Origin of the sequence: Peribacillus sp. AS_2, assembly GCF_026891895.1 — a bacterium.
In the GTDB taxonomy this organism is placed as follows: domain Bacteria; phylum Bacillota; class Bacilli; order Bacillales; family DSM-1321; genus Peribacillus; species Peribacillus frigoritolerans.
This window is the reverse complement of record NZ_JAPTGA010000001.1, coordinates 321,833-346,582: the sequence shown is the minus strand read 5'-3', so window position 1 is coordinate 346,582 and position 24,750 is coordinate 321,833. Positions and strand designations below refer to the sequence as shown.

Sequence of the window (24,750 nt, the reverse complement as noted above, 5' to 3'; positions counted from 1 at the left end):
TCTCCTTTTCCTATTCACAATTTTATTTAGATAATAGGGATTCCCCTGTCATTTCAACAGGTTTTTCGACTCCAAGCAAATCAAGCATCGTTGGAGCTAAATCGCCTAAGATACCACCTGTTCTTAATGTTACCTGATTTTTAGTGATAATGACAGGAACGGGATTCGTAGTATGGGCTGTCATCGGGTTGCCTTCTAGCGTTACCACTTCATCAGCATTCCCATGGTCAGCGGTGATGATCGCTGTACCGCCTTTTGAGACGATTAAATCGACAATCCTGCCTAGGCATTCATCCACTGTTTCAATCGCTTTAATGGTAGGCTCAAGCATCCCTGAATGACCGACCATATCCGGGTTGGCAAAATTCAAGAGAATGGCATCAAAACGGTCAGCCTCAATTTGTTCCACCAATGCATCCGTCACTTCATAAGCACTCATTTCCGGTTGTAAATCATATGTAGCGACTTTCGGAGAATTAATTAAAATCCTCTCTTCACCAGGAAACTTCTCTTCACGTCCGCCGCTCATGAAAAACGTCACATGCGGATATTTTTCAGTTTCGGCGATACGAAGCTGGGTAAGCTGGTTTTGGGAAAGTACTTCCCCTAATGTATTATCAAGATTTGTCGGATTAAATGCAACATATCCGTCAACTGTTTCTGAAAAATGTGTCAAGCAGACAAAATGGAGATGCTTCGGATGTCCAGGACCGCGGTCAAATGAGCGGAAATCCTCATTCGTGAACGTATTGGAAATCTGGATCGCCCGGTCTGGACGGAAGTTATAAAAGATTACGGCATCATCATCTTTAATCGTTGCCACCGGTTTACCGTCTTCCGCCGTTATGACTGAAGGTATCACGAACTCGTCGAAAATTCCATGTTCATACGAATCCTCGACACATTCCATCGCAGAAGAGTAAGCAGGGCCATCACCATACACCATTGAACGGTAGGATTTCTCCACACGTTCCCAGCGCTTATCACGGTCCATCGAATAATATCTTCCAGAAATGGTCGCAAACTGACCAACACCGATTTCCTTCATTTTCGCTTCCGCTTCCTTAATATAACCCTGTGCCGTTTTCGGTCCGACATCACGGCCATCTAAAAATGCATGTACATATACATTTTTAACTCCTTCTTTAGCGGCCAATTTCAAAAGGGCATACATATGATCGATATGACTATGCACGCCGCCATCTGAAAGAAGACCGAAAAGATGAAGGTCCGTGCCTTTTTTCTTGGTATGGCTCATGGCATCGACCAAAGTTGGGTTTTGTGCAAACTCACCTTCACGTATTGCCAGGTTCACACGGGTCAGGCTTTGATAAACGATCCGTCCTGCCCCGATATTCAAATGGCCCACTTCCGAGTTCCCCATTTGACCGGCAGGCAAGCCGACCGCTTCCCCGCTTGCAGTTAAATGGGAGTGCGGATACTGTTCCCAATATCGGTCAAAGTTCGGTTTTTTCGCATGAAAAACAGCATTGCCCTTTTCTTCGTTACGGCAGCCAAAACCGTCTAAGATGATAAGTGCCACAGGCGACTTACTCATAGTGACCAGCCTCCAGCAATTGTAAAAATGAATCGGATTTCAAGCTAGCACCGCCAACCAATGCACCGTCTATATCAGGTTGTGCCATGTACTCTTTAATATTCTCAGGTTTTACACTGCCACCGTACTGAATGCGGATGGCTGCAGCAGCTTCATTTGAAAATTTGTCGGCAACGACTGAGCGGATATGCGCACAAACTTCGTTAGCATCTTGAGCAGATGACGATTTTCCTGTTCCAATCGCCCAAATCGGCTCATAAGCAATAACGGCTTGTTTCAATTGATCGAAAGATAATCCTGCTAGGCCTTTCTCAATCTGGCTGCCTACGAAATCATTCGTTTCGCCAGCTTCCCTTTGCTCAAGTGTTTCACCGCAGCAAACGATCGGGGTCAACTTGTGGGCAAAAGCGGCATGAGCTTTTTTATTAACGGCTTCATCCGTTTCGTTGAACATTTCCCTGCGCTCAGAATGACCAAGTATGACGTAGGATACCCCAAGATCAGCCAAGGCGATTGGGCTGATTTCTCCTGTGAAAGCACCGCTTTCTTCAAAGTGCATGTTCTGTGCCCCGATTTTCACATCGGTTCCTTTTGCTGCTTGAACGAGCTGATCCAAAAATAAAGCTGGAGCACATACAACCGTATCGATTACATCTTGCTTCGGAATCAAATTGCTCACTTCTTCTAAAAAGGCAGTCGCTTCAGATAGTGTTTTATTCATTTTCCAGTTTCCTGCAATAATCGGTTTACGCATTTGGTTTCTCATCCCTTCTAATGTTGAAATATGTAACGGTTCAATCTTATTTATCGTTCAAGGCTACAACGCCAGGCAACTCTTTGCCTTCCATGAACTCAAGAGATGCACCGCCGCCAGTTGAAATATGGGACATCTTTTCTGCCAGTCCAAACTTTTCTGCAGCTGCGGCCGAATCCCCACCACCAACAATGCTGTACGTATCATTTGCTTCCGCCAAGGCTTGAGCAACGGTTTTCGTTCCATTCGCAAATTTATCGAACTCGAATACACCCATTGGTCCATTCCAAATGACAAGCTTGGAACTTTTGATTACATCCGCAAATAATTCACTTGTTTTTGGTCCGATATCAAGAGCCATTTTATCACTTGGAATAGCATCGATATCGACATTATCCGTCTCTGCATCAGGTGAAAATTCAGCAGTTACGACTGCATCGATAGGCAAGTGAAGTTTTACGCCTTTTTCTTTTGCACTTTCGATGAAAGATTTGGCCAATTCTATTTTGTCTTCTTCCAATAAAGAATTACCGATTTCATGACCTTGCGCTTTAATGAATGTGTAACCCAATCCACCACCAATGATCAAGTGATCGACTTTTTCCAAAAGGTTTTCGATAACGCCTATCTTATCCTTTACTTTTGCTCCGCCAATTATAGCTGTAAAAGGACGTTCTGGGTTGGATAGGGCTTTTCCAAGTACAGAAAGCTCTTTTTCCATCAGCAATCCAGCAACGGCCGGGAGATGGTGAGCTATTCCTTCAGTTGAAGCATGTGCACGGTGCGCAGCTCCGAATGCATCGTTAACATAAACATCAGCCAGTGCCGCAAATGACTTCGCCAATTCTTGATCGTTCTTCTCTTCTCCTGGATAGAAACGAACGTTTTCCAACAACAGGATCTCGCCATTTTGCATGTTTTCAATGATTGATTGAACGGTCTCGCCGTATGCTTCTTCTGCCTTTTGCACATCTTTGCCGCTAAGTTCGCTTAGTCTTTCCGCAACAGGTGCTAAACGCAATTCTTCTACGACTTGTCCTTTAGGACGGCCAAGATGGCTGGCTAAGATGACTTTTGCGCCTTGTTCTGTCAAATAGGAAATCGTCGGCAGTGCAGCCTTGATTCTCGTATCATCCGAAATCTTTCCGTCCTGCATCGGCACGTTGAAATCAACACGGCAAAATACGCGTTTCCCCTTTAATTCAATATCTTTAATTGACTTTTTATTCATAATCCAAGAACCTCCTTAGATATTGTTATCATATTTTTGATTCTTTTAGCCAAAAAGGGAGAGGGTAAATTTCCCAACTCCCCTTTTCTCTTTTTCATTATAGTCGGTTTCCAGGAAATTATCCAAAAACAAGAAATGTAAACGCTTGACTGATTAATGACTTACTAATAATATCATCTTCTGCCAAGTTTTTTTAGAGCTGTGATAAAAAAAACCTCACCTTGGTGAGGTTTTTTTATTATTCTAATTACAATCCTTTTTTAGCCAAATAGTCGATCAAATCAACAACACGGCTTGAATATCCTGTTTCATTATCATACCAAGATAATACTTTAACCATGTTTCCTTCCATTACCATTGTGGAAAGGGCATCGATTGTAGATGATGATGGGTTACCGTTATAGTCAGTTGATACTAGCGGAAGTTCGCTGTACTCAAGGATTCCTTTTAATTCACCTTCAGAAGCCTTTTTGAATGCTGCATTAACTTCTTCAACTGTTGTGTCTTTTTCAAGTTCAGCAACAAGGTCGACAACAGACACGTTTGGAGTAGGTACACGCATTGCCATACCATTCAATTTCCCTTTAAGTTCAGGAAGGACAAGTGCAACAGCTTTTGCTGCCCCAGTTGTTGTAGGAATGATATTCTCAGCAGCTGCACGTGCACGACGGTAATCTTTATGAGGCAAATCAAGGATTTGCTGATCATTTGTATAAGAGTGAACAGTAGTCATCATACCGCGTTTGATTCCGAATTGTTCATGAAGAACTTTAGCAAATGGAGCTAAGCAGTTCGTTGTACAAGAAGCATTAGAGATTACATGGTGGTTTGCTGCATCATATTTGTCTTCGTTTACACCCATGACGATCGTGATATCTTCATCAGATGCAGGAGCAGAGATGATTACTTTTTTCGCGCCAGCTTCTAAATGCTTAGCTGCATCCGCACGTTTTGTGAAACGTCCAGTAGATTCCACAACTACTTCTACTCCCAGTTCACCCCATGCTAATTGTGCAGGATCACGTTCAGCCAATACTTTTACTTTGTGACCATCAACAACAAGGTAATCCCCATCAACTGCTACTTTTTCATTAAGAGATCCATGAATTGTATCGTATTGAAGAAGGTGCGCTAACATATTAGCATCCGTTAAGTCGTTAATAGCAACAATCTCTACCCCAGGATTACTCAATGCTGCACGAAATACATTACGTCCAATACGTCCAAAACCATTAATACCAACTTTTACTGCCATGAAAAATTCCTCCTTTTAAGTTCGCAAATATATTAAGGGGTGTAATTCCCCTGAATTAACTCTTGTGCCGCAGCTTCATCCGTGATCAAAACGGTCGATGAAGGTGCGCCTTTCATGTAGGAACGGATAGCCTTTGCTTTAGTTTTGCCACCTGCCACAGTTATCACTCGCTTTTCAGGGCTAAGATCATCTAACTGGATGCCGACTGTCAAAACTTTATGAACAACTTTGCCGTTTTCATCGTAGTAATAACCGAATGCCTCTCCTACAGCATTTCCATCTAACAGCTTCTTTAACATTTCTGGCGAAGAATTTCTTCTCTCTGCCATCGCCATGGCATCACCGATTCCATGAATGATCATATCGGCAGACTTGATTTGGGAAATCACTTCTTTAATTGCAGGTTCCTTCTGAAATGATGCATAAACCTCACCGCTTAATTGATCGGGTACATATAACACTCTGTAGGAGGCTTGTGCCTTTTGTGCCATTTTTTCGACAATCGTATTGGCCTGATTCTGCACCGCTTCACCAATTCCCCCGCGGGCTGGGACAAATGTCAATTTCCTGGATGCTTCATCAGGTGACAACGAATTAGCCACTTCGGCCATTGTCGATCCGCCAGTAACCGCAATGATATTCTTTGAGTTCCATTCTCGTTTCATACGGTTTGCACAAGCTTTACCCAATTCTTTTTTCACCCATGGGGTTTCATCACAATTTCCTGAGACAATTATGACTTCATCCACTTGTAACAAATCCTGCAATTGCTTTTCCATTATGTCTATACCCATTACTTCACGCATTATTCCTTCTAACTTATCCAGGATTTCAATCCCTTCATCAGTCAGCGTCATGCCAGAGCTGAAGATGTTAACCAGGTTCTGACTTTTCAGAAAATCAACCTCGCCTCTAAGCGTCCGCTCTGTCAAATTAAGGCTCACGGACAGACTGCGCCTTCCAACCGGCTGCATCATTTTGATATAACGCAGGATATCATATCTTTTTTGCATAACCAAAAGGAAATCGGGCAATAATTTTCTTTGTACCTCGAGTAATGTACGCATATTTAAAACTCCTAAAAAGTTAAGTTGGACATTTAACGTCCCGCGTAGTCATTTTCTGTCCCACTTAAAACAAAAAAATATTCCTGCTACATATTTTATTCTAGCAGGAACGGAATGTTTCTTCAAATGATTTGAAAAATTATTTTTCCAAAAGCCTATTTAGAGCTGATTTATCAACGTTTCCGAACTGAACGATTTCATCTTTCCATTCAACGACAGGAATCATCAGCCCGAATCTCTCAAGCAAATCATCATCGGTATGGATATCGATTTCCTTATAGCCTATGCCTGACTCCACTTTCACTTCTTCGAGTACCTGCTTGGCTTTATCACATAACGGGCATTTATCCCTACTATATAAAACAAACGCGTTCGTTTCCAAAACCACTCATCCTTTTCAGTCATATCTTTTTCGTTTAGATGAAGAAGGGATCCCTAATTGTTCCCGGTACTTGGCAACGGTTCGGCGTGCCAGGATAATTCCATGCTCTTCCTTCAGCCGTTCTGCCAAGTCTTGATCCGAAAGCGGCTTTTGTTTATTTTCCCCATTGATGGCTGCCTGGAGGCTCTTTTTCGCTTGCATGCCCGACATATCCTCATCAAGGCCGACCGACTGTAAAGAAGTAGTGAAAAATATCCGCATCTCTATCGTGCCAAATGGTGTCTGTACGTACTTCCCCTTAACCGCCCGGCTCACTGTGGACTCATGTATGCCAAGTTCGTCTGCGATTTCTTTCATCGTCATCGGCTTCAAATAGTTCAGGCCATGATGAAAGCACGCCGGCTGTTTTTCGACGATGCACTGAATGACCTTCAATATCGTTTCTTTTCTCTGTTGGATTCCCCTGGAGATCCATTGGTATTCCTGCCACTTATCCTGGATAAACCGCTGAACTCCCTGATCCTTATGGCTCTTCATTCGGTTTAAATACCCTTTATCCACATTAAGATTGGGTGTGTTACCATCATAATTCCCGACAAGCAGCATGCCATCCCGAACTTCCACGACCACATCCGGCACTATATAAGACGGTTTTTCCTGAAAAAAGAGTGATGCCGGACGCGGGTTCAACGTCTGGACATAATCAAAGACCTCTTGAATCTCCTTCAGTGTAACACCGATTTTCTTACTTAGGTCTTTCCAGCGCTTTTCAGCAAAATCGAGGAAATGGTTTTCTATGATCGATTCTGCCAGCAGATTCTCCCCTTCTGCTTTCACTTGGAGCAAAAGGCACTCTTGAAGATTCCTCGCTCCGATGCCATGCGGTTCGAGTTCCTGTAAAATCGAGAGACACTCTTCCAAAACGGCCGGAGATATGCCTGGGATGCATATATCATCCAGCTGAGTCCTTAAGTAACCGTTTTCATCAAGGTTATGAATTAATAGAAGCATTGCCTTTTGCTGCTCACCGGAAAACTGCTGGTGATTCACTTGGGACATGATATGCTGTTCCAGCGATATGGTATCTTCACTGATCTGTTCAATCCAATAGTTGGCATCATACGTATTTTTAAGAGTCCGTTTACCTTTTTTGCGGTCAAAAGTTGGCTGAAATAAAGAAGATGTTGGCTGATCTATTGACAGTAATGGGTTCTCCACCATTTTATTTTCTAAAAAAGCCGATAGCTCCTGCGAGGAGTATTGCAGCAATGTAATAGCTTGCATGAGCTCCTGGGTCATTGCCATCTTTAATGTTTGCTGTTGAAAAAGTCCTGCTTTCATATTCATACTCATCGATTCATCCCTCCCCCACTCCATTTTACATTATCAGGAGAAAATTCTACACAAAAACCCATGAAAACGCTTACGATTTTTTCTGAATAGTTTATTTGTTTTAAATACTATATGTTAGAAACGCAAATTAAACAACTACTTTTATTGAAAAATCACCATTTTTCAATAGTGTGGGCGAATATTTTCAAGACAGGACCGACATTACAGGATTCGATGGAATATTACGGAAAATGAGCAAATTCGGCAAAAATTTTAACTCTCCTAAAAATGACCAATAAAAAATCCCCCACTTTATTAAGCAGAAGATTGGTAATGCCCTCGGCAGGAATCGAACCTGCATTTCAAGCTTCGGAGGCTTGCGTTCTATCCGTTGCACTACGAGGGCGTAATAGAAAATATGTTTTCAACAGACTTCATTATATGATAGAATTCCCTCCTTTGCAAGGGTTATCAGGTTTAAAACTTTATCATTTGGGTATTATGGGTAATGTGGAAATTCATCCCTGTGCGGCATAATATATAAAACATTCTATCAGGAAGGAGCCTTAGCCAGAAAATTGTCGAACAAATTATCCATAATAGGGTTTGTTTTGTTTGACCTAAATTGACCAAAAAGTGTATCATACATACATAAAGAATTTAAATGATTCTCTTAATCGAAGGAGGAAATGAACATGAATTTAATTCCTACAGTTATCGAACAAACAAGTCGTGGGGAGCGTGCCTACGATATTTACTCCCGTTTATTAAAAGACCGGATCATTATGCTAGGAAGTGCAATTGACGATAATGTTTCCAACTCCATTGTTGCTCAATTACTATTTTTAGAAGCGGAAAATCCTGAAAAAGATATCACTCTATACATCAACAGCCCTGGCGGAAGCATCACTTCCGGTATGGCCATTTACGATACTATGCAATATATCAAACCTAATGTTTCGACAGTATGCATCGGTATGGCCGCTTCCATGGGTGCTTTCCTATTGGCCGCTGGCGAAAAAGGCAAACGTTATGCATTGCCAAACAGTGAAGTCATGATTCACCAACCACTTGGAGGAGCTCAAGGTCAAGCTACGGAAATTGAAATTGCTGCCCGCCGTATCCTTCACTTGAAAGATAAACTGAACCAAATCTTGGCAGAACGTACGGGACAACCTATCGAAGTCCTTCAAAGAGATACGGAACGTGATAACTTCATGACTTCCGAAAGAGCTCTTGAATATGGCTTGATTGACAAAGTCATCACGCGCAGCGTTCTTGATGATAAAAACTCTAAGTAATCCTGCAACAAAAGAAAGGCTCCGGACATCGCCATAAGCGACTTCCGGAGCCTTTTTTCCATGATAAAAGAAAAGGATGCACATTTAGGCATCCCCTTTTTTATCCCTCTTGCTGTACGAACTCTTCCAATGCTTCCAATGCTTCTTTTTCATCGCGTCCTTCGATGATTAACTTCACGGACACACCAGAACTGATGGCAAGGCTCATTAATCCCATTATACTTTTTGCATTCACTTTCTTTCCTTCTTTTTCAAGAAAAACATCTGAATGAAAGCGGTTAGCTTCTTGTACAAAAAGAGCCGCCGGCCGAGCTTGCAAACCCGTTTTCAATTTTACCTCAACTTGTTTCTCCACCATCTTGATCTCCCCTGTTAGCTTTATTTTTTCGCAGCAATAGCCTCTCCCCCACGGAGCCTGTCAGCTATTTCATCAATCTTTCGCAATCGGTGATTAATCCCGGACTTACTGATGGTTCCCCCGGATACCATTTCCCCAAGTTCCTTTAAGGTTATATCCTGAAACGCTATCCTAAGCTCCGCTATTTCCCGAAGCTTATCCGGTAAAATGCTAAGTCCTACCGTATCCTCGATATAATGGATATTTTCAACCTGGCGCAATGATGCCCCGATCGTTTTGTTCAAATTGGCTGTTTCACAATTCACAAGCCGATTCACTGAATTACGCATATCACGGACAATCCGTACATCCTCGAACCTTAATAAAGCTGAATGGGCGCCAACTATACTTAAAAACTCGGCAATCTTTTCGGCTTCTTTCAAATAAATGATGTACCCCTTCTTGCGTTCAAGTGTCTTGGCCTTCAAGCCAAACTTATTCATTAGCTCACAAAGTGCATCATTGTGCTCTTTATAAAGTGAGAAAATCTCAAGGTGATAGGAAGACGTTTCCGGATTGTTTACCGAACCCCCTGCAAGAAATGCACCTCTTAGATAAGAACGCTTACAGCATTTCTTCCCAACAATAGTATCGGATATTTCATGGAGAATTTCAAAGCCATCGCCTAAAATTTCCAAATCGGTTAAAACCCGCTGCCCTCCGGATGACATCCTGACAATATATACATTGTTCTTTTTAAGCTTCATCTTTTTACGGACCAACAGCTCGACCTGGACCTCATAACTTTTTTTCAGCAGCGTATAAATCCTTCTGGCAATCGCAGCATTCTCAGTTTGAATATCCACAACAAGCTTCCGATTAGAAAATGAAAGGGATCCGTTCATCCGGATAAGCGCACACAATTCCGCTTTACCGCAGCAATCCTTTCCCTCTAATGTTGTAAGCTCTTTTTTTGTTTCTGAAGCAAAAGACATCCATTTCACCCCCAATCGAACGCAGGTAATCTATTTTTATCAATCAAAAAGCCGTCCCCGCTTATATCTACGGTTCTATGTGGCTTTTTGTTTCATTTACAAGCATATTATAAAGCAAATCCGCCACTTTTTTCGTATCATGGCGTATTACATTCCCTTCATAGCTGAAAATGCGTTCTTGTATGATTTCAAGACCCATCATTTTTAAGCTTTCCACATCATACATGACCGGTTTGGCATATTCAGCTTGATAGCGCTGCTGAATCTCGGTTGGTATTTCCTCATTATTAACAAGTATCCTGTCAATATATGCATTTCCCATATGGTCATATATCGCTTTTATATGATCACTCGCGCTATAATCCAGAGTCTCGCCGGCTTGTGTCATCAAATTGCAAATGTACACCTTCTTCGCCTTGGAACGGGCAACCTCTTCTCCTAAACCAGGGACAAGTAAGTTAGGCAGAATGCTAGTATATAGGCTTCCTGGACCTATGACTATAAGATCTGCCTGCTTGATTTCCTGGAGAGTTTCACTAAGCGGCTTTATATGATGAGGAGACAGGAACACTTTTTTTATTTTCTTTCCTGAGAAGGGAATCTTGGACTCTCCTGTAACAATCGTGCCGTCATCCATCTCTGCATGGAGAACCACACTTTGATTCGCAGCCGGAAGCACTTTACCGCGGACATTAAGGAATTTACTCATTTCCTGGATCGCATGGACGAAATCCCCGGTCAGCGAAGTCATTGCCGCAAGTATCAAATTCCCAAGCGAATGGCCGGACAACTCATTTTTACTTTGAAAGCGATGCTGAAACATTTGTTCAACAAGGGGCTCTACATCCGATAACGCAGCCAGCACGTTACGAATATCACCCGGAGCGGGAATATCCATATCTTCGCGAAGGCGGCCTGAACTTCCACCATCATCAGCTACCGTTACGATTGCCGTTATATCCACCGGATGCTTCTTTAACCCTCTCAACAAAACAGGAAGGCCGGTTCCTCCACCGATGATCACAACCTTAGGCTGTTTCTTTTTATCTAACATCTGCTTTCCCCTTACTTTTTTCGATATCGCGATGTGATACTTGAACCCTGTAATCCTTTTTGAAGTGGTTTGAAATATACTCCGTCAATGCTACAGAACGATGCTGGCCGCCTGTACACCCAATCGCAACAACAAGCTGCGCTTTCCCTTCACGTTTATAATACGGAAGCATGAAAGCGAGCAGATCGGTCACTTTTTCCAAGAATTTTTGCGTTTCACTCCATTTTAAAACGTAACTAGACACTTCCTGTTCCAAGCCAGTCCTTGGCCTCATATGGTCAATATAATATGGATTTGGCAGGAACCGTACATCAAATACAAGGTCGGCATCTATCGGCAGACCATGCTTGAACCCGAACGACATGACATTGACTGTAAAACCGACACTTTTATCAGCAGAAAACTCCGAAGCGATTTTCTCCCTCAATTCGCGCGGTTTCAGTTGGGAAGTATTAAAGATCAACTGGGCCCTTCCCTTCAATTCGTCCAAAAGTTCCCGTTCCATTTTAATGCCTTCCAATGGCCGGCCTAATGGAGCAAGGGGATGGGTCCTTCTCGTTTCCTTATATCTGCGTACCAAGGAATCATCATCAGCTTCAAGAAAAAGGATTCTTGGTGATACTGCAGCTGCATCCGATAAATTATCCAGTGCAAGAAACAAGGAATCAAAAAATTCCCTCCCCCTTAAATCCATGACAAGAGCCACTTTATTCATCTTATTCCCGGAGTCCTTCATTAACTCCAAAAACTTTGGCAACAGCGTGGGCGGCAAATTATCGACGCAAAAAAAGCCGAGGTCTTCAAAACTTTGAACCGCCACTGTCTTACCTGCTCCGGACATTCCGGTAATGATGACCAATTGCGTTTCACTCATCTGCCCTGTACTCATAGTTTCTCCGCCCCCATGTATAGCAATCTTTTTTATCTCTAAAAATTAACCTGGATCTAACCGGTAAGAAAGCAGCTTGAACTCAGGCGTGTAGGTAAAGGTTCCATAGATGATACCACTGCCATGAACCATATAATCCAGGATGTGAAAGTCACCTTCAGCCATCATCAGCTTTTTAACATCTTCAACCGGATGCCAGCTAAGTTCCCCTTCTTCACAAACATCCACATTTATACCATCGGAATCCGTTGCAAAGAAAGTGAACATCATCCATTCTGATAAAACTTTATCTCCGTCCTTCATGATGAAGGTGAAAATACCTTTGATGGAAGGGTTTTTTAAATAAACGCCCGTTTCTTCGCGATATTCCCTAATGCAAGCATCGCGAACAGATTCCCCAGGTTCCATCTTGCCGCCTGGAGCTACCCACCATCCGCGTCTAGGCTTTTTCAATAAGAGGATTTGGTTATCTCTGATCAATACACAGTTTGTGACACGTTGCACGTTCTTCACCTCGATTGGCTCTGCTCGACTAATAGAAACCTTCACCCCCCGTGTTGAAGAGATTCAGTTTATATCCTTAAACCGCCGCAAGATATCCATTTGGCGATCTACAAATGCTAATAGTTCAAACAAGTTGTATTTTTCATCTTCTTACCATTATGAAAGATATATATATGTTTAGTATATCTTATCATTATACTATTTTTAAAATAAGCTAACAATAAAGTAAACTTCCTGCATTGGGGGAATCTTCAATCGCAAGGAATCACATAGGTAAGCCTTTATCCTGCTTACCTCCTATTCTTCTCCACTTTCGCTTCCTAAATGCAAAGGAATGACTTGTTTCACATTAAAAACCGCTGGGTACATCCTAAAAATTGGAACTAAAGATATAGTCTCAAAGCAGGAAAACAAAAAAAAAGACACAGAAACTTATTCTGTGTCCTTAAACGTTTATAATTAAAGGGGGTCAACTTCTATCCCCTACTATACCGAATCATTATTTCACGCATGTTACAACCTCGTTAAAACGGAATTACGATTGTATATTCTTGTGAAATCAAGCCTTTGGCTGCAACTTTTCTTGAAGTTCCTCAACAAAATGCTGAGCGGATTGGGCGGCAATGCTTCCATCGCCTGTAGCTGTAACGATTTGGCGCAATGTTTTTTCACGAACATCACCTGCAGCGAAAATACCAGGTACGCGTGTTTCCATCCGATCATTCGTTTCAATATAGCCTGTTGAGTTCAAGATGCCCAAGTTTTCAAATGGTTTCGTTAGCGGAAGCATTCCGATATAAATGAATACACCGTCTGCGTCCATCACTGTCTCTTCTCCGTTTTCAGTGGAAACTAGTGTGACACCGCCGACCTTGCCGCCTTTTTCATTGATTTCCTTCAAAGTGTGATTCCAGATGAAGTTAATTTTCTCATTGGCAAATGCACGATCTTGAAGAATCTTTTGAGCACGAAGTTCGTCACGTCTGTGAACGATCGTCACTTTCGAAGCAAAGCGGGTTAAGTACACACCCTCTTCAACAGCAGAGTCTCCGCCGCCGATAACGAACAGTTCTTTTTGCTTGAAGAATGCACCATCACAAACTGCACAATACGATACACCGCGGCCGCCCAATTCTTTTTCGCCAGGAACGCCGATTTTCTTGTATTCGGCACCAGATGAAATGATGATTGAACGTGCTTTGAATTCCTTTGAACCGGCTTTGATCGTTTTATACTCTTCACCGTCGATGATTTCCTTAACATCCCCATAGGCATACTCCGCACCGAATTTCTTTGCATGGTCAAACATTTTCGTTGAAAGTTCAGGTCCGAGTATAGTGTCGAATCCAGGATAATTTTCTACTTCCTCCGTATTGGCCATTTGCCCGCCCGGTACCCCGCGTTCTAACATCAATGTTGAAAGGTTCGCACGTGATGTATAGACAGCCGCCGTCATCCCTGCAGGACCAGCTCCAATAATAACAACGTCATAAATTTTTTCAGACATGTTTTCACTCCTCCATATTCCATTACAAATGGAACCTTCACTACGGTTAGTGTTCCCTACCTATTATCCTATATAACAAATAATTTTTCGTCCAAATATCTGCTCATCCGAGTAAGTTTTGAACCAACTTCACGTACTTAGATAAGGTGGACACCGAAATGAAATGTTTGTCTGCAATTGCCTGTTTGCTCGCCTTCTCACTTTTAAGCTGAATCCACACATACTCCACCGCAGATGCCCATCCTGCAGGATTATTTAGCTTCTGCTCGGATTTCACCGCTTCGATGAAAACGGAAAACCACATTAAATAGAGCCCGGCTTCATTTAATTGTATCGGTTGGAAATGCTGATATAATAACTCAGCTGTGCGATCGGCAAAATCAATCGGTGTTAATTGGCGATCTTTAGCAGGACCTTGAACAAGTTCGGCATAATCACGTTCCAATTCAGTGAAATTCTGGTTTAGGTTAAGGACCTGGTTTTTCAATAGCTTCTGTTTATGAACCGAATGTTTCAGAAGGAAAATGGCAAAAAGCCTTTCTTCGATGAATTCACTTTCCAGCCTTTTTATAATAGAAGGAAAATGATGTTCAAAACCATCTGAAGTTGCATTCATATCTCCCCAAGGCTCCATGCCTTCCTTTTCCGGATTCATTTCCACGACCTTTTTCCATGCTTTTTTGGCAGCCTGTTCGTGGCCTAAGTGGTAAGCGGAAATGGTAAGCCAATAGTAGAAGGTTCCATCTCCTTCGAACCCTTGCTTTTGAAGTCCTTTAAGCCAATTATATGCAGAAGCATAATTTCCGATCAGAGCGAAGGTCGCTCCAAGCTTGAAACGGTGTTCGGATAGCATCGGCCTAATTTTCTCCAGCATCTGTATGAGCTCTTCAACCTTTGCCTCATCCTGTTGATAATGATGAAATACAACAAGGTTACAAAGCGCATGCAGGTTTCCCGGACTTTTTTCCAGTACCTCATCAAGTGTTGCAAAAGCTTCATTCACTTGACCAAGATAGAAATAGGCAAGTGCCAGGTTATTATAAGCGGACCAGTAATCCTCGTACTCGGCAATCGTTTCTTTCAGCACTTCGATCGCCTTCGGGAAATTGCCTGATTCCAGGTACTCGCGGGCTTGTTCCTGTTTGGTAATGAGCCCATCATGCTTAAAGGGATTTTCTTCTGACTCATCCGACTCAAAAGTTATCAATTCAAGCAAATCCTCTGCGTCATCGCTGAACTCCCCGTCTTCTTCTTTATCAAGATAAGCACTGGCGTGACGATAAGCCTCCTTGAACATGCCTAAGTGGGCATAATTATTCGCCAGGAAGTAATGACATTCCGACATATAAGGATCCATCACATCCAAGATGTTTTCCAAAAGGTTGTTTGAATAATTATATTCACCGATTTCCGAGCAAGTGATAGCCAATTGACAAGCTATCATCGGTTCAGCAGGTTCAAGTTCCAGCGCACGTTCCAGGTATTTCTTTGATTTAGGTAATTCCCGTCTATGATAAGCTTTTAAACCCTTGGTGAAATAATATTCACCTGTTGGGTGAAAGGTTAGAATTTTTGCCTGTTGGCCAAATTTAGAGTCTTTACTCATGTAATCCTCCATCTACAAGTTGATTAACCATAGTATTATAACATATTGGAGAAAATTTGCCGAACAATTCAAGAAAATGGAAAACGGGAATCATCATGTTTTCTTCAAGAAAAATTGAAGCATTTTCCCTGTCATATGTTGATTCAGGATCACTGCCCGCCATCGTGAACACACAAAAAAGCCCTCCTATTGACGGAGGGCAATCACCATTCATTCGGTTTCTTTCGGTTCGTCCTTATCGGCATGTCTAGCCTTCAATACATCAAGCACCGCTTGGAAAGGCAGCTCCTGCTCTTGAAGAAGAACGAATAAGTGATAGAGGAGATCGGCACTTTCCATCGAAAGTTCCTCTGCATCACGGTTCTTAGCAGCAATGATCACTTCTGCCGCTTCTTCACCGACTTTCTTCAGGATCTTATCAACGCCCTTATCGAATAGGTAGGTCGTATATGAACCTTCAGGCATTTCCGATTTTCTTTTTTCAATCAATCTTTCTAATTCCGTCAAGAAAGTCACATTCGCCTTCACGCCTTGTCCGGCTTCACCGTTTTGGTAAATCGTTTCGCTAAAACAGCTTGATGCCCCAGTATGGCACGCAGGTCCTGCAGGCACGACCCGCACGACCAATGCATCTTGATCGCAGTCATACTTCATTTCGGTGATTTTCTGGATATTGCCGCTGGTTGCTCCTTTATGCCATAATTCATTGCGCGAACGGCTGAAGAAAACCGTTTCCCCTTTTTCAATCGACAATTGCAGAGATTCTTGATTCATGTAAGCAAGTGTCAGCACTTCGCCTGTTCCTGCATCTTGAATAATTGCCGGTACCAGACCTTTTTCGTCATATTTAATAGTTTCAAGATTCATCGTACAACCACTCCTTGTTGTTTGAGAAACGCTTTGACTTCTTTAACGGATGTTTCTTTATAATGAAAAATCGATGCCGCTAATGCTGCGTCGGCTTTACCTTCTTGGAAGGCTTCCTGGAAATGTTCAGCGTTGCCTGCCCCGCCAGAGGCGATGACCGGAACTGAAACGGCTTCAGATACCGTTTTTGTCAAAGCGATATTAAACCCTTGTTTCTCGCCGTCACAATCCATGCTTGTCAATAAAATTTCCCCAGCACCGCGGGATACGGCTTCCTGCGCCCACTCGGTCACTTCCCATTCAGTCGGTTTCCGGCCGCCGTGGGTATATACGCGCCATGACCCAAGCCCTTCATCATATCGGGCGTCTATGGCAACCACGATACATTGGGAACCAAAATAATCAGCACCTTCATTAATTAACTCAGGACGCAGGATGGCTGCTGTATTTAGGGAAACTTTATCGGCACCCGCCCGCAGGATCTTCTTCATATCCGCCAATGAATTAATGCCGCCGCCCACCGTGAACGGGATTGCCAAGCTGCCCGCTACCGCTTGAACGACGTCGACGATCGTTTCCCTGCCTTCATGTGATGCGGAAATATCCAGGAAGACAAGCTCATCGGCACCTTCTTGATCGTAAAAGGCTGCAAGTTCGACCGGATCTCCAGCATCCCTAAGGGAAACAAATTGTATGCCCTTGACTACGCGCCCATCTTTTACATCGAGACATGGAATAATTCGTTTAGTGAGCATTTAACCACGCACCTTTTCTAGTGCTTCTTCTACAGTAAAGCGGTTGGTATAAAGTGCCTTGCCGATGATAGCCCCTGCAATGCCTTGGGCTTCAAACTCCTTGAGGGTGATAAGGTCTTCGAGTGAACTAATGCCTCCTGAAGCAATCACGTTTTTACCAGTTGCCTCCGCCATGGCCAATATACCTTTCACATTCGGCCCTGAAAGCATGCCATCCGTCGCGATATCAGTCACGATAAAGGTCTCGGCACCAGCATCGGCCAGTAGTTTGCCAAGATCTACCGCAAGGGTTCCAGACGTTTGAAGCCAGCCATGAGTGGCAACCTTGCCATCCTTCGCATCGATCCCGATAGCAATATGGCTTCCATATTTCCTAATCATATCTTTAGTGAAATCAGGGTCTGAAACGGCCGAGCTGCCTAGAATGACACGTTCCACTCCATTATCCAGATAATGGGCTATATCCCGTTCCGTTCGGATGCCGCCGCCGATTTGAATGCGGGCGCCTAACTCACTTGCCGCTTTAATTACGTATGAATCATTGATTCTTACTCCCTCTTTAGCTCCGTCAAGGTCGACCATATGTATCCAACCGGCTCCTTGGTCTGCAAAGCTTTTAGCCATATCGAAGGGGGAATCACCATAAACGGTTTCCTGATTGTAATCTCCCTGGATTAAGCGGACGCATTTGCCTCCGCGCATATCAATCGCCGGGTAAATAGTAAAGTTGCTCATGCTTCTTCCTTCCCTTCTACTAATGACAGATAATTTCTCAAGAGTGACATGCCCATATTCCCGCTTTTTTCCGGATGGAACTGCATGCCGAACACATTCCCTTTACCGACGATCGCCGGAACTTCCACATCATACGTCGCCGAAGCGGTAACGAATGATTCATCTGTATCGACGTAGTATGAATGGACGAAATAAACATGTTCCTCTTCCAGCCCCTCATTCACTGGTGATGCGTGTTTGAATTCAAGTCGATTCCAGCCCATGTGCGGCACTTTATAAACCTGGTCATTCGCATCCACTCCCTTAAAACGAACGACTTTTCCCGGGATGAGGGATAATCCTTTTGCCGGTCCATTTTCCTCACTTTCATCAAAGAGAAGCTGCATACCAAGGCAGATGCCTAATAGGTATCCCCCATCCGCTACATATCCCCGCAGGAATTCATCTAGCTTTTGTTTTTCCAAAAGACTCATGGCATCCCTGAAAGAGCCAACGCCGGGAAGTATGATCCCTTTCGACTTTGAAAGTTCTTTTGGGTCATCGGAAATGAATGAATCGGCACCAAGGCGCTCAAGACCTTTACTTACAGAAAATAAATTCCCCATGCCATAATCGACGATCCCGATCATTTACAACATTCCTTTCGTCGAAGGGATGCCTTTGACACGTGGATCGATTGTCGTAGCTTCATCCAATGCACGGCCAAGCGCTTTGAATATTGCTTCGATCATATGATGTGTGTTGTGACCGTAATGAACGACTACATGAAGGTTCATCCTGGCTTCAAGAGCGAATTTCCAAAGAAACTCGTGCACCAGTTCAGTATCGAAAGTACCGACCTTTTGCGAAGGAAACTCAGCCCGGAACTCCAGATGCGGACGGTTGCTTAAATCGATGACAACCTGGGCGAGTGCTTCATCCATAGGTACGAAAGCATTTCCGTAACGCTTTATCCCGCGCTTGTCTCCAAGGGCCTCCAATAACGTCTGCCCCAAGCAAATGCCAATATCTTCAGTTGTATGGTGATCATCCACGTCTGTATCCCCATTTGCATCTACTGTCAAATCAAACTTCCCGTGTTTCGTGAACAAATCCAGCATATGCGTCATAAACGGAACGCCGGTCTTAATGGAGGAATTACCTTCCCCATCCACATCAAACTTCAAACTTATTTCCGTTTCATTCGTCTTTCGCTCCACACTAGCAAAACGTTCCATTACAGCTCCTCCTCAACGGGGTACGACCCCTTTTCCCAAGATGTAAAAGCATGTCTAAAGTCTTTATATCACTGATTTCACTTATTTAATCATTCAGGACCTTTTCCCGATTCATTCACACCACGTGATTCGATGGCACGGGCATGGGCCTCAAGTCCTTCCATTCGGGCAAATGCTGCGATTTTTTCTGCATTTTTGCGGAAGGCCGTTTCACTATACATGATGATGCTCGATTTCTTTTGGAAATCATCCACATTCAGCGGGCTGGAAAAACGGGCGGTTCCATTGGTAGGCAACACATGATTGGGGCCTGCAAAGTAATCCCCGACAGGCTCCGAGCTAAAGCGGCCAATGAAGATTGCACCGGCATGGCGGATTTTAGCCATGATTTCAAGTGCATCTTTGGTCACAATTTCCAAATGTTCCGGTGCAAGTTCATTAATCGCTTCAACAGCTTCTGCCATATTCCCGCATACAACGATTCTTCCATAATCCCTTATCGATGCTGCAGCAATATCATGACGCGGAAGCAACGCCACCTGGTTGGTCACTTCTTCTGCCACTTCTTCTGCTAGAGATGCAGAAGTCGTGACCAAAACACTGCAAGCCCGGGCATCATGCTCTGCCTGTGATAACAAGTCTGCCGCTACTTCTGCAGCGATGGCCGTTTCGTCCGCCAAGACCGCTATTTCACTTGGACCTGCGATCATATCAATGGCGACATCCCCGAATACTTCGCGCTTCGCTAACGCCACATATATATTTCCCGGACCCACTATTTTATCCACTTTCTTAATTGTTTCCGTCCCATAAGCGAGGGCAGCTATGGCCTGAGCCCCGCCAACTTTATAGATTTCCTTAACTCCGGCAATTTTGGCGGCTGCCAAAACCGCTGGCGATAATTTCCCATCTTTCCCTGGAGGAGATACCATAACGATCCGTTCCACCCCCGCGGCCTTCGCAGGCAGTGCATTCATCAATACTGACGAAGGATAGGCCGCTGTGCCTCCAGGTACATAAACACCTACAGCATCAAGAGGTGTCAATTTTTGTCCTAGCATCGTACCTGTATCATCAGTCGTAAACCATGAATTTCGAATTTGTTTCTCGTGAAACATTCGGATATTATTCGCAGCTTCTTGAATAATATCAAGCTGCTCAGCAGTCAATGCCGCTGTCGCTTCTTCCATTTCCTGCTCCGATACAAGCAATTCTCCTGGACTGACACCATCGAAACGTTCGGTATAGGTATGTAAAGCCGCGTTTCCGCGTTTCCTGACATCATAAATAATATCCTGAACCGCTTTTCTTTGATCGGCAGTACCTGCTTCAACCGAACGTTTCAGGGAAATCCCTTCAGTAAACCGTTCTATTTTCATACCTTCACCTCATTAGCGATTCTTTACTATTCAATAATTTCTGCTAGCCGTTCCACGATTTCGGTAATCCTTGCTTCTTTAATTCGATAGCTGACAGGGTTTGCTACCAGCCTCGAAGTCACATTGGCGATTTTCGCATATTCCACAAGACCGTTTTCCTTCAATGTCCGCCCGGTTGAAACGATATCGACGATCCGTTCGGCTAAACCAATTAACGGTGCTAACTCAATAGACCCATTCAACTTTATAATCTCGACTTGCTCCCCCTGCTCGCGAAAATAACTGGAAGCAACATTCGGGTATTTACTGGCTATTTTGGGGGCGATGTCACTTATTTTCGTACCAGGCAGTCCAGCTACGGCCAAGTAGCAGGCACTGATTTTCAAATCAAGTAACTCATAAACATCACGTTCTTCCTCAAGCATGACATCCTTCCCTGCAATTCCAATGTCAGCGACGCCGTGTTCCACATAGGTTACGACATCCATCGGTTTAGCTAAAATGAACCGCAGATTCTCTTCTTCCACCTCAAGGATCAATTTCCGGGAATCATCAAACTCGGGAGGGAGACGAAAACCGGCCCTTCTTAATAGCTCTGCCGCTTCTTCAAATATTCTCCCTTTCGGCATGGCAATCGTTAAAAAGCTATTATTCATCTTTTCCATTCCCCCCGTTCCCCACGAATAAATGAACTTCAGAAAATGTCCGTGTAAAAGCATCGACATTTTGGACGACTGTAATATCTTGAATCGTTACCGATTTCCCTCCGGAGCGTTTTTCCCTTGCAAAACCGATCGCTTCCAATCTTCGTTCGGGACTGAATAAAATACATTCTGGCGCGACAGGCTGAATCGGCTCCCCAAGAGCTTCTGCAAGACGATCCACCCGGATTGCAAAACCTGTGGCTGAAGCATTCCAGCCGAACTTCTCAAGCAGATTATCATACCGGCCGCCATTGCCGATTGGAGAACCGACTTGTCCGGCATACACTTCAAATAAAGTTCCCGTGTAATAACTCATATGACTGACCAATGTTAGGTCGAAGCTCACATATTGTTCAACGTCAAACTCTTTTAGCTGTGCAGACAATTCCTTCAGTTCAGCCAAAGAATCTTGCCCTTTATTATTTTCAACCAATCCTAGCGCCCTTTCCATGGTTCCTTCACTGCCACGTAAGGAGGTAAATTCGATAAGCCGTTGTTTATCAATGGATGAAAGCGGAAGTGATTTAACATGCTCACGATAACCAACATAATTTTTTTCATACAAAAACTTCCTTAATATAGAGGCCCTTTCCTCCGTACCTAGAATGCTCAAGAAAAACTCTTGCAGAAATCCGATATGTCCAATGGAAATTTTAAATTCCTGAAGCCCTGCAGCCTTTAGAGCATCCGCAAGCAGGGCAATCATTTCAGCATCGGCACTTATTGACTTATTTCCGATACATTCAATGCCAATCTGTTCGAATTCTGCCGGCTTGCCTCCTTCACGCTGCTGTGCCCGGTATACATTCGCGGAATAGGCCAGGCGAAGCGGAATTTGCTGTTTTAGCAGTTTGGATGCTGCGACCCGTGCAATGGGCGCTGTCATCTCGGGACGGAGGACGAGCGTATGCCCCTGGGAATCAAGAAGTTTGAACAACTGTTGATCCAATATTGCTGAAGCCTCGCCAATTGTTTCATAATATTCCAAAGCTGGCGTTTCAATAAATTGATAGCCCCACTTCTTGATTTCATCACTCATTTTATTTCTGGCCGACACTTTCGTTTCATACAGCACCGGCAATGTATCTCTCATGCCTAATGGTTTTTCAAACATAAATGGCTTTGTCACGACTGCACATCCTTTTGCAATATTGATTACTATCTATATATCCAATCGGTCCGCCTATAGGCAAAAACCGATGCACCCATTCCCTATTTTGTTTATCCTTTATCTTTCCAAGGTTTTCACGCTTAAATCCAAATTTCGGATAACATATAAAAATAGTATCAAATAAAATGACATAATCCTATAAATAATCGCAATAATCTATTAAATCACTTTAGTTCGCTAATATGGTAGCAGGTTGAAGTTATTAATAGTTTACCCCTGCCCCCACCTCACGTCAAGGAAAATATGCCTAATCCCATTCCTTCCATACCACGTCGGTCTTGGATATTCTTCATGATCGGTTTATGTCCTTTTCCCCGGATACTTCTTCCTATCTTTAGCCATTCATTGTTATTAATGTGTACCTTTTGGTTTAGCTGTTTTATAATACATAGGTGTTTGGCAATATTAGATAAATTTAGTAGGATATGGGAATGAAGAGATATTTTTCGTTTTTTGTGGCACTTATCGTTCTTTTTTCACTGGGTTCAAGCGGAACGAAGGGTTTTGCGGCGACTAAGATCAACCAGGATGAGCTTAATGCATACCTTTCTGAAGTTAGAATGACGCAAGAAGAATTGGAAGAGTATTTATCCTATTACGACTTAACATTGAATGAACTGAAATCGGCAGAAGAGTTGCGTGAAACATTAGGACCTGCCGTCACTCCTGAGACCTTACAGAATCTACTTAAACAATATGAAATGACAGAAGCTGAACTTACTGAATTATTAATGGAATACGGCGAACTGGAAGAGGGTGATTCCATCATCGATACCTTCCATTTCATTTACGACATTGAGGATATCATCGATTTGGAAATGGATTATGATGAGGAAGAGATCAGCGATTTAATGGATGGTCTCTTTACTGAGATCGGCCTTACTGACGAAGAGCTCGACAGATTCATGAACCACCTTTTGCCTATCGTCGAAGACCCTTCTTTTGAATCTCGTTTAATGGCGATCTCCGATAGGATGAATCAACTCGAGTATTTTGAAACAATTGATGAATTATCTGCAGAACAAGTGGCTGAATTGCTTTCGATATATAATGATCTTCAAAGCTTGCTGCAAATTCAATTCAAATTTTCTTTAATTCAGGATGGTGTCACGACAAACCTATCCCTTGAGGCACTATTCCAGCTTAAGGAATTGACGAATGCTAGTTTACTAGTTTCCATTTATGATTTAAACGGCCATTTCCTGCTCGATTTTACATTGACTGGTGAAATGATCGGTTCCAATTTAGTGAAAGAAACCGGCAATGACATGAAACAGTCCACCAAGGTCATTTCTAAAGTGGCTGAGGTAAAAAAAGAAAAGAAGAAACCGGCAAAACCTGAGCATAAAACGGAAAAAGGCGGAGTGCTTCCTAAAACGGCAGGTAATTATTTATTCGGTGCTTTATGCGGTTTAGTGTTGATGGGTATCGCTTTCGGATTAATTAGAAAAGCGAGACTCACTAATTAAGATGAGCAAAAATGGGCAATCCAGGCATAAGAAAAAATCGTTGCTTATCACTGCTGTTTGCTTTTTAACTTTAGGTTTTTATTTTACAACGACAAACGCTTATACGCTGTTAAAAGGCTATGTCCTATATAAATGGAATGAATCTGACACGACGGAAGCGACGGCTAAGCTCCCCGAACCGAAGACGAAAGCAAATAGTCCCGATGGACTTGAACTATATGAAGAACGACCGGAGACAGGTGATTTGATGGGTGAGCTTTATATCCCAAAAATCGAGGCAACACTCCCAATTTATCACGGAACGGACGAAGATGAACTCGAAAAGGGCGTCGGTCACTATGCGGGGTCCGTTCTTCCCGGTGAAAAGGATAATTCCGTTTTATCCGGTCATCGAGATACAATTTTCAGAGATCTAGGTGAAGTCGGCGAGGGTGACTTGCTGATTGCCAAGACAGAAGCAGGTACGTTTACATATAAAGTGAGGAAGGTCCGTATCGTCGATGCGGATGACCGTACCGTGATCGTTCCCAAGCCTAAAACCACACTTACAGTAACAACCTGCTACCCTTTTTCATATATTGGTAGTGCACCGGAACGGTACGTATTGGTTGCCGATTTATTGAAATCGGAATAGATAAATGAGATGCGGGGCTGAAGTCGTTCAGCTCCCTCTTCATGAAT

26 protein-coding genes and 1 tRNA gene are annotated in these 24,750 nt (G+C 43.2%); 3 read left to right on the top strand and 24 right to left on the bottom strand.

The window, feature by feature from the left end; genetic code table 11:
- Positions 1–22: 22 nt before the first annotated feature.
- From gpmI to OTG27_RS01590, 8 genes are all read right to left on the bottom strand, one after another.
- Positions 23–1,558 (bottom strand): 2,3-bisphosphoglycerate-independent phosphoglycerate mutase, encoded by a 1,536-nt coding sequence (gene gpmI, locus OTG27_RS01625; protein ID WP_034309990.1) that lies wholly within the window; start codon positions 1,556–1,558, stop codon positions 23–25.
- Positions 1,551–2,312: a triose-phosphate isomerase gene (gene tpiA, locus OTG27_RS01620; RefSeq protein WP_268936026.1), complete on the bottom strand. Its 762-nt coding sequence runs from the start codon at positions 2,310–2,312 to the stop codon at positions 1,551–1,553. Before tpiA ends, gpmI begins: the two co-directional genes overlap by 8 nt.
- A gap of 46 nt (positions 2,313–2,358) precedes the next feature.
- Positions 2,359–3,543 carry a phosphoglycerate kinase gene (locus OTG27_RS01615; RefSeq protein WP_063574711.1) on the bottom strand — a complete coding sequence of 395 codons (1,185 nt, stop codon included), beginning with the start codon at positions 3,541–3,543 and terminating at the stop codon, positions 2,359–2,361.
- Between the two features lie 247 nt (positions 3,544–3,790).
- Positions 3,791–4,798 (bottom strand): type I glyceraldehyde-3-phosphate dehydrogenase, encoded by a 1,008-nt coding sequence (gene gap, locus OTG27_RS01610; RefSeq protein WP_034309982.1) that lies wholly within the window; start codon positions 4,796–4,798, stop codon positions 3,791–3,793.
- 32 nt (positions 4,799–4,830) lie between these two features.
- Positions 4,831–5,865 (bottom strand): sugar-binding transcriptional regulator, encoded by a 1,035-nt coding sequence (locus OTG27_RS01605; RefSeq protein ID WP_034309980.1) that lies wholly within the window; start codon positions 5,863–5,865, stop codon positions 4,831–4,833.
- Between the two features lie 139 nt (positions 5,866–6,004).
- Entirely contained in the window at positions 6,005–6,247 is a 243-nt protein-coding gene (locus tag OTG27_RS01600) for a glutaredoxin family protein (protein WP_057278109.1), read from the bottom strand.
- Positions 6,248–6,262: 15 nt separating this feature from the next.
- A complete protein-coding gene (rpoN, locus tag OTG27_RS01595; protein WP_222620024.1) occupies positions 6,263–7,600 on the bottom strand; it encodes an RNA polymerase factor sigma-54 in 1,338 nt (445 codons plus the stop codon).
- A 313-nt stretch (positions 7,601–7,913) separates the two neighbouring features.
- Positions 7,914–7,985, bottom strand: a tRNA-Arg gene (locus OTG27_RS01590).
- Positions 7,986–8,274: 289 nt separating this feature from the next.
- Here OTG27_RS01590 and clpP point away from each other — a divergent pair.
- Complete coding sequence (gene clpP / locus OTG27_RS01585; RefSeq protein ID WP_034309977.1) at positions 8,275–8,880, top strand: ATP-dependent Clp endopeptidase proteolytic subunit ClpP; 606 nt, start codon at positions 8,275–8,277, stop codon at positions 8,878–8,880.
- A gap of 100 nt (positions 8,881–8,980) precedes the next feature.
- Here the strand turns inward: clpP and OTG27_RS01580 are convergent, their stop codons facing one another.
- From OTG27_RS01580 to OTG27_RS01505, 16 genes are all read right to left on the bottom strand, one after another.
- A complete protein-coding gene (locus OTG27_RS01580) occupies positions 8,981–9,238 on the bottom strand; it encodes an HPr family phosphocarrier protein (protein WP_034309974.1) in 258 nt (85 codons plus the stop codon).
- A gap of 20 nt (positions 9,239–9,258) precedes the next feature.
- A complete protein-coding gene (whiA, locus tag OTG27_RS01575; protein WP_063574708.1) occupies positions 9,259–10,212 on the bottom strand; it encodes a DNA-binding protein WhiA in 954 nt (317 codons plus the stop codon).
- Positions 10,213–10,279: 67 nt separating this feature from the next.
- Positions 10,280–11,266, bottom strand: a complete 987-nt coding sequence (locus tag OTG27_RS01570; RefSeq protein ID WP_057278110.1) for a gluconeogenesis factor YvcK family protein — start codon at positions 11,264–11,266, stop codon at positions 10,280–10,282.
- A complete protein-coding gene (gene rapZ / locus OTG27_RS01565; protein WP_034309965.1) occupies positions 11,256–12,155 on the bottom strand; it encodes an RNase adapter RapZ in 900 nt (299 codons plus the stop codon). The genes OTG27_RS01570 and rapZ overlap by 11 nt, the downstream gene beginning before the upstream one ends.
- Before the next feature lie 45 nt (positions 12,156–12,200).
- The gene (locus OTG27_RS01560; RefSeq protein ID WP_053536815.1) at positions 12,201–12,659 is read right to left on the bottom strand and encodes an NUDIX hydrolase; all 459 of its coding nucleotides are present in this window, start codon (positions 12,657–12,659) and stop codon (positions 12,201–12,203) included.
- Between the two features lie 559 nt (positions 12,660–13,218).
- Positions 13,219–14,166, bottom strand: a complete 948-nt coding sequence (gene trxB / locus OTG27_RS01555; RefSeq protein ID WP_034309960.1) for a thioredoxin-disulfide reductase — start codon at positions 14,164–14,166, stop codon at positions 13,219–13,221.
- Between the two features lie 103 nt (positions 14,167–14,269).
- The gene (locus OTG27_RS01550; protein WP_053536816.1) at positions 14,270–15,772 is read right to left on the bottom strand and encodes a tetratricopeptide repeat protein; all 1,503 of its coding nucleotides are present in this window, start codon (positions 15,770–15,772) and stop codon (positions 14,270–14,272) included.
- Positions 15,765–15,944, bottom strand: coding sequence for a hypothetical protein (locus OTG27_RS01545; RefSeq protein ID WP_268563784.1), 180 nt, complete (start codon positions 15,942–15,944; stop codon positions 15,765–15,767). Before OTG27_RS01545 ends, OTG27_RS01550 begins: the two co-directional genes overlap by 8 nt.
- Positions 15,945–15,982: 38 nt before the next feature.
- Positions 15,983–16,639, bottom strand: coding sequence for a bifunctional phosphoribosyl-AMP cyclohydrolase/phosphoribosyl-ATP diphosphatase HisIE (hisIE, locus tag OTG27_RS01540; RefSeq protein WP_268936025.1), 657 nt, complete (start codon positions 16,637–16,639; stop codon positions 15,983–15,985).
- Positions 16,636–17,394: an imidazole glycerol phosphate synthase subunit HisF gene (gene hisF / locus OTG27_RS01535; RefSeq protein ID WP_034309948.1), complete on the bottom strand. Its 759-nt coding sequence runs from the start codon at positions 17,392–17,394 to the stop codon at positions 16,636–16,638. Before hisF ends, hisIE begins: the two co-directional genes overlap by 4 nt.
- On the bottom strand, positions 17,395–18,129 hold the full coding sequence (gene hisA, locus OTG27_RS01530; RefSeq protein WP_034309946.1) for a 1-(5-phosphoribosyl)-5-[(5-phosphoribosylamino)methylideneamino]imidazole-4-carboxamide isomerase: 735 nt from the start codon (positions 18,127–18,129) through the stop codon (positions 17,395–17,397).
- Positions 18,126–18,758, bottom strand: a complete 633-nt coding sequence (gene hisH, locus OTG27_RS01525; protein WP_054398702.1) for an imidazole glycerol phosphate synthase subunit HisH — start codon at positions 18,756–18,758, stop codon at positions 18,126–18,128. Before hisH ends, hisA begins: the two co-directional genes overlap by 4 nt.
- Positions 18,759–19,346, bottom strand: a complete 588-nt coding sequence (hisB, locus tag OTG27_RS01520) for an imidazoleglycerol-phosphate dehydratase HisB (RefSeq protein WP_048688005.1) — start codon at positions 19,344–19,346, stop codon at positions 18,759–18,761. It abuts the gene before it with no gap.
- A gap of 89 nt (positions 19,347–19,435) precedes the next feature.
- Positions 19,436–20,725, bottom strand: coding sequence for a histidinol dehydrogenase (gene hisD, locus OTG27_RS01515; RefSeq protein ID WP_268936024.1), 1,290 nt, complete (start codon positions 20,723–20,725; stop codon positions 19,436–19,438).
- Between the two features lie 26 nt (positions 20,726–20,751).
- Positions 20,752–21,381: an ATP phosphoribosyltransferase gene (gene hisG / locus OTG27_RS01510; protein WP_034311625.1), complete on the bottom strand. Its 630-nt coding sequence runs from the start codon at positions 21,379–21,381 to the stop codon at positions 20,752–20,754.
- Positions 21,374–22,558, bottom strand: a complete 1,185-nt coding sequence (locus OTG27_RS01505) for an ATP phosphoribosyltransferase regulatory subunit (RefSeq protein ID WP_268936022.1) — start codon at positions 22,556–22,558, stop codon at positions 21,374–21,376. The genes hisG and OTG27_RS01505 overlap by 8 nt, the downstream gene beginning before the upstream one ends.
- Before the next feature lie 473 nt (positions 22,559–23,031).
- On the opposite strand from OTG27_RS01505, the gene OTG27_RS01500 reads away from it, so the two are divergent.
- Both OTG27_RS01500 and OTG27_RS01495 read left to right on the top strand, forming a co-directional pair.
- Positions 23,032–24,069, top strand: a complete 1,038-nt coding sequence (locus OTG27_RS01500) for a processed acidic surface protein (RefSeq protein WP_268936021.1) — start codon at positions 23,032–23,034, stop codon at positions 24,067–24,069.
- Position 24,070: 1 nt separating this feature from the next.
- A complete protein-coding gene (locus OTG27_RS01495; RefSeq protein WP_268936020.1) occupies positions 24,071–24,703 on the top strand; it encodes a class D sortase in 633 nt (210 codons plus the stop codon).
- Positions 24,704–24,750 lie beyond the last annotated feature (47 nt).

Bases quoted from the DNA above. Each gene is read 5' to 3' on its own strand.
- gpmI (WP_034309990.1), bottom strand. From the start codon at position 1,558: ATGAGTAAGTCGCCTGTGGCACTTATCATCTTAGACGGTTTTGGCTGC.
- tpiA (WP_268936026.1), bottom strand. From the start codon at position 2,312: ATGCGTAAACCGATTATTGCAGGAAACTGGAAAATGAATAAAACACTA.
- OTG27_RS01615 (WP_063574711.1), bottom strand. From the start codon at position 3,543: ATGAATAAAAAGTCAATTAAAGATATTGAATTAAAGGGGAAACGCGTA.
- gap (WP_034309982.1), bottom strand. From the start codon at position 4,798: ATGGCAGTAAAAGTTGGTATTAATGGTTTTGGACGTATTGGACGTAAT.
- OTG27_RS01605 (WP_034309980.1), bottom strand. From the start codon at position 5,865: ATGCGTACATTACTCGAGGTACAAAGAAAATTATTGCCCGATTTCCTT.
- rpoN (WP_222620024.1), bottom strand. From the start codon at position 7,600: ATGAGTATGAATATGAAAGCAGGACTTTTTCAACAGCAAACATTAAAG.
- clpP (WP_034309977.1), top strand. From the start codon at position 8,275: ATGAATTTAATTCCTACAGTTATCGAACAAACAAGTCGTGGGGAGCGT.
- OTG27_RS01580 (WP_034309974.1), bottom strand. From the start codon at position 9,238: ATGGTGGAGAAACAAGTTGAGGTAAAATTGAAAACGGGTTTGCAAGCT.
- whiA (WP_063574708.1), bottom strand. From the start codon at position 10,212: ATGTCTTTTGCTTCAGAAACAAAAAAAGAGCTTACAACATTAGAGGGA.
- OTG27_RS01570 (WP_057278110.1), bottom strand. From the start codon at position 11,266: ATGTTAGATAAAAAGAAACAGCCTAAGGTTGTGATCATCGGTGGAGGA.
- rapZ (WP_034309965.1), bottom strand. From the start codon at position 12,155: ATGAGTACAGGGCAGATGAGTGAAACGCAATTGGTCATCATTACCGGA.
- trxB (WP_034309960.1), bottom strand. From the start codon at position 14,166: ATGTCTGAAAAAATTTATGACGTTGTTATTATTGGAGCTGGTCCTGCA.
- OTG27_RS01550 (WP_053536816.1), bottom strand. From the start codon at position 15,772: ATGAGTAAAGACTCTAAATTTGGCCAACAGGCAAAAATTCTAACCTTT.
- hisIE (WP_268936025.1), bottom strand. From the start codon at position 16,639: ATGAATCTTGAAACTATTAAATATGACGAAAAAGGTCTGGTACCGGCA.
- hisF (WP_034309948.1), bottom strand. From the start codon at position 17,394: ATGCTCACTAAACGAATTATTCCATGTCTCGATGTAAAAGATGGGCGC.
- hisA (WP_034309946.1), bottom strand. From the start codon at position 18,129: ATGAGCAACTTTACTATTTACCCGGCGATTGATATGCGCGGAGGCAAA.
- hisH (WP_054398702.1), bottom strand. From the start codon at position 18,758: ATGATCGGGATCGTCGATTATGGCATGGGGAATTTATTTTCTGTAAGT.
- hisB (WP_048688005.1), bottom strand. From the start codon at position 19,346: ATGGAACGTTTTGCTAGTGTGGAGCGAAAGACGAATGAAACGGAAATA.
- hisD (WP_268936024.1), bottom strand. From the start codon at position 20,725: ATGAAAATAGAACGGTTTACTGAAGGGATTTCCCTGAAACGTTCGGTT.
- hisG (WP_034311625.1), bottom strand. From the start codon at position 21,381: ATGAATAATAGCTTTTTAACGATTGCCATGCCGAAAGGGAGAATATTT.
- OTG27_RS01500 (WP_268936021.1), top strand. From the start codon at position 23,032: ATGAAGAGATATTTTTCGTTTTTTGTGGCACTTATCGTTCTTTTTTCA.
- OTG27_RS01495 (WP_268936020.1), top strand. From the start codon at position 24,071: ATGAGCAAAAATGGGCAATCCAGGCATAAGAAAAAATCGTTGCTTATC.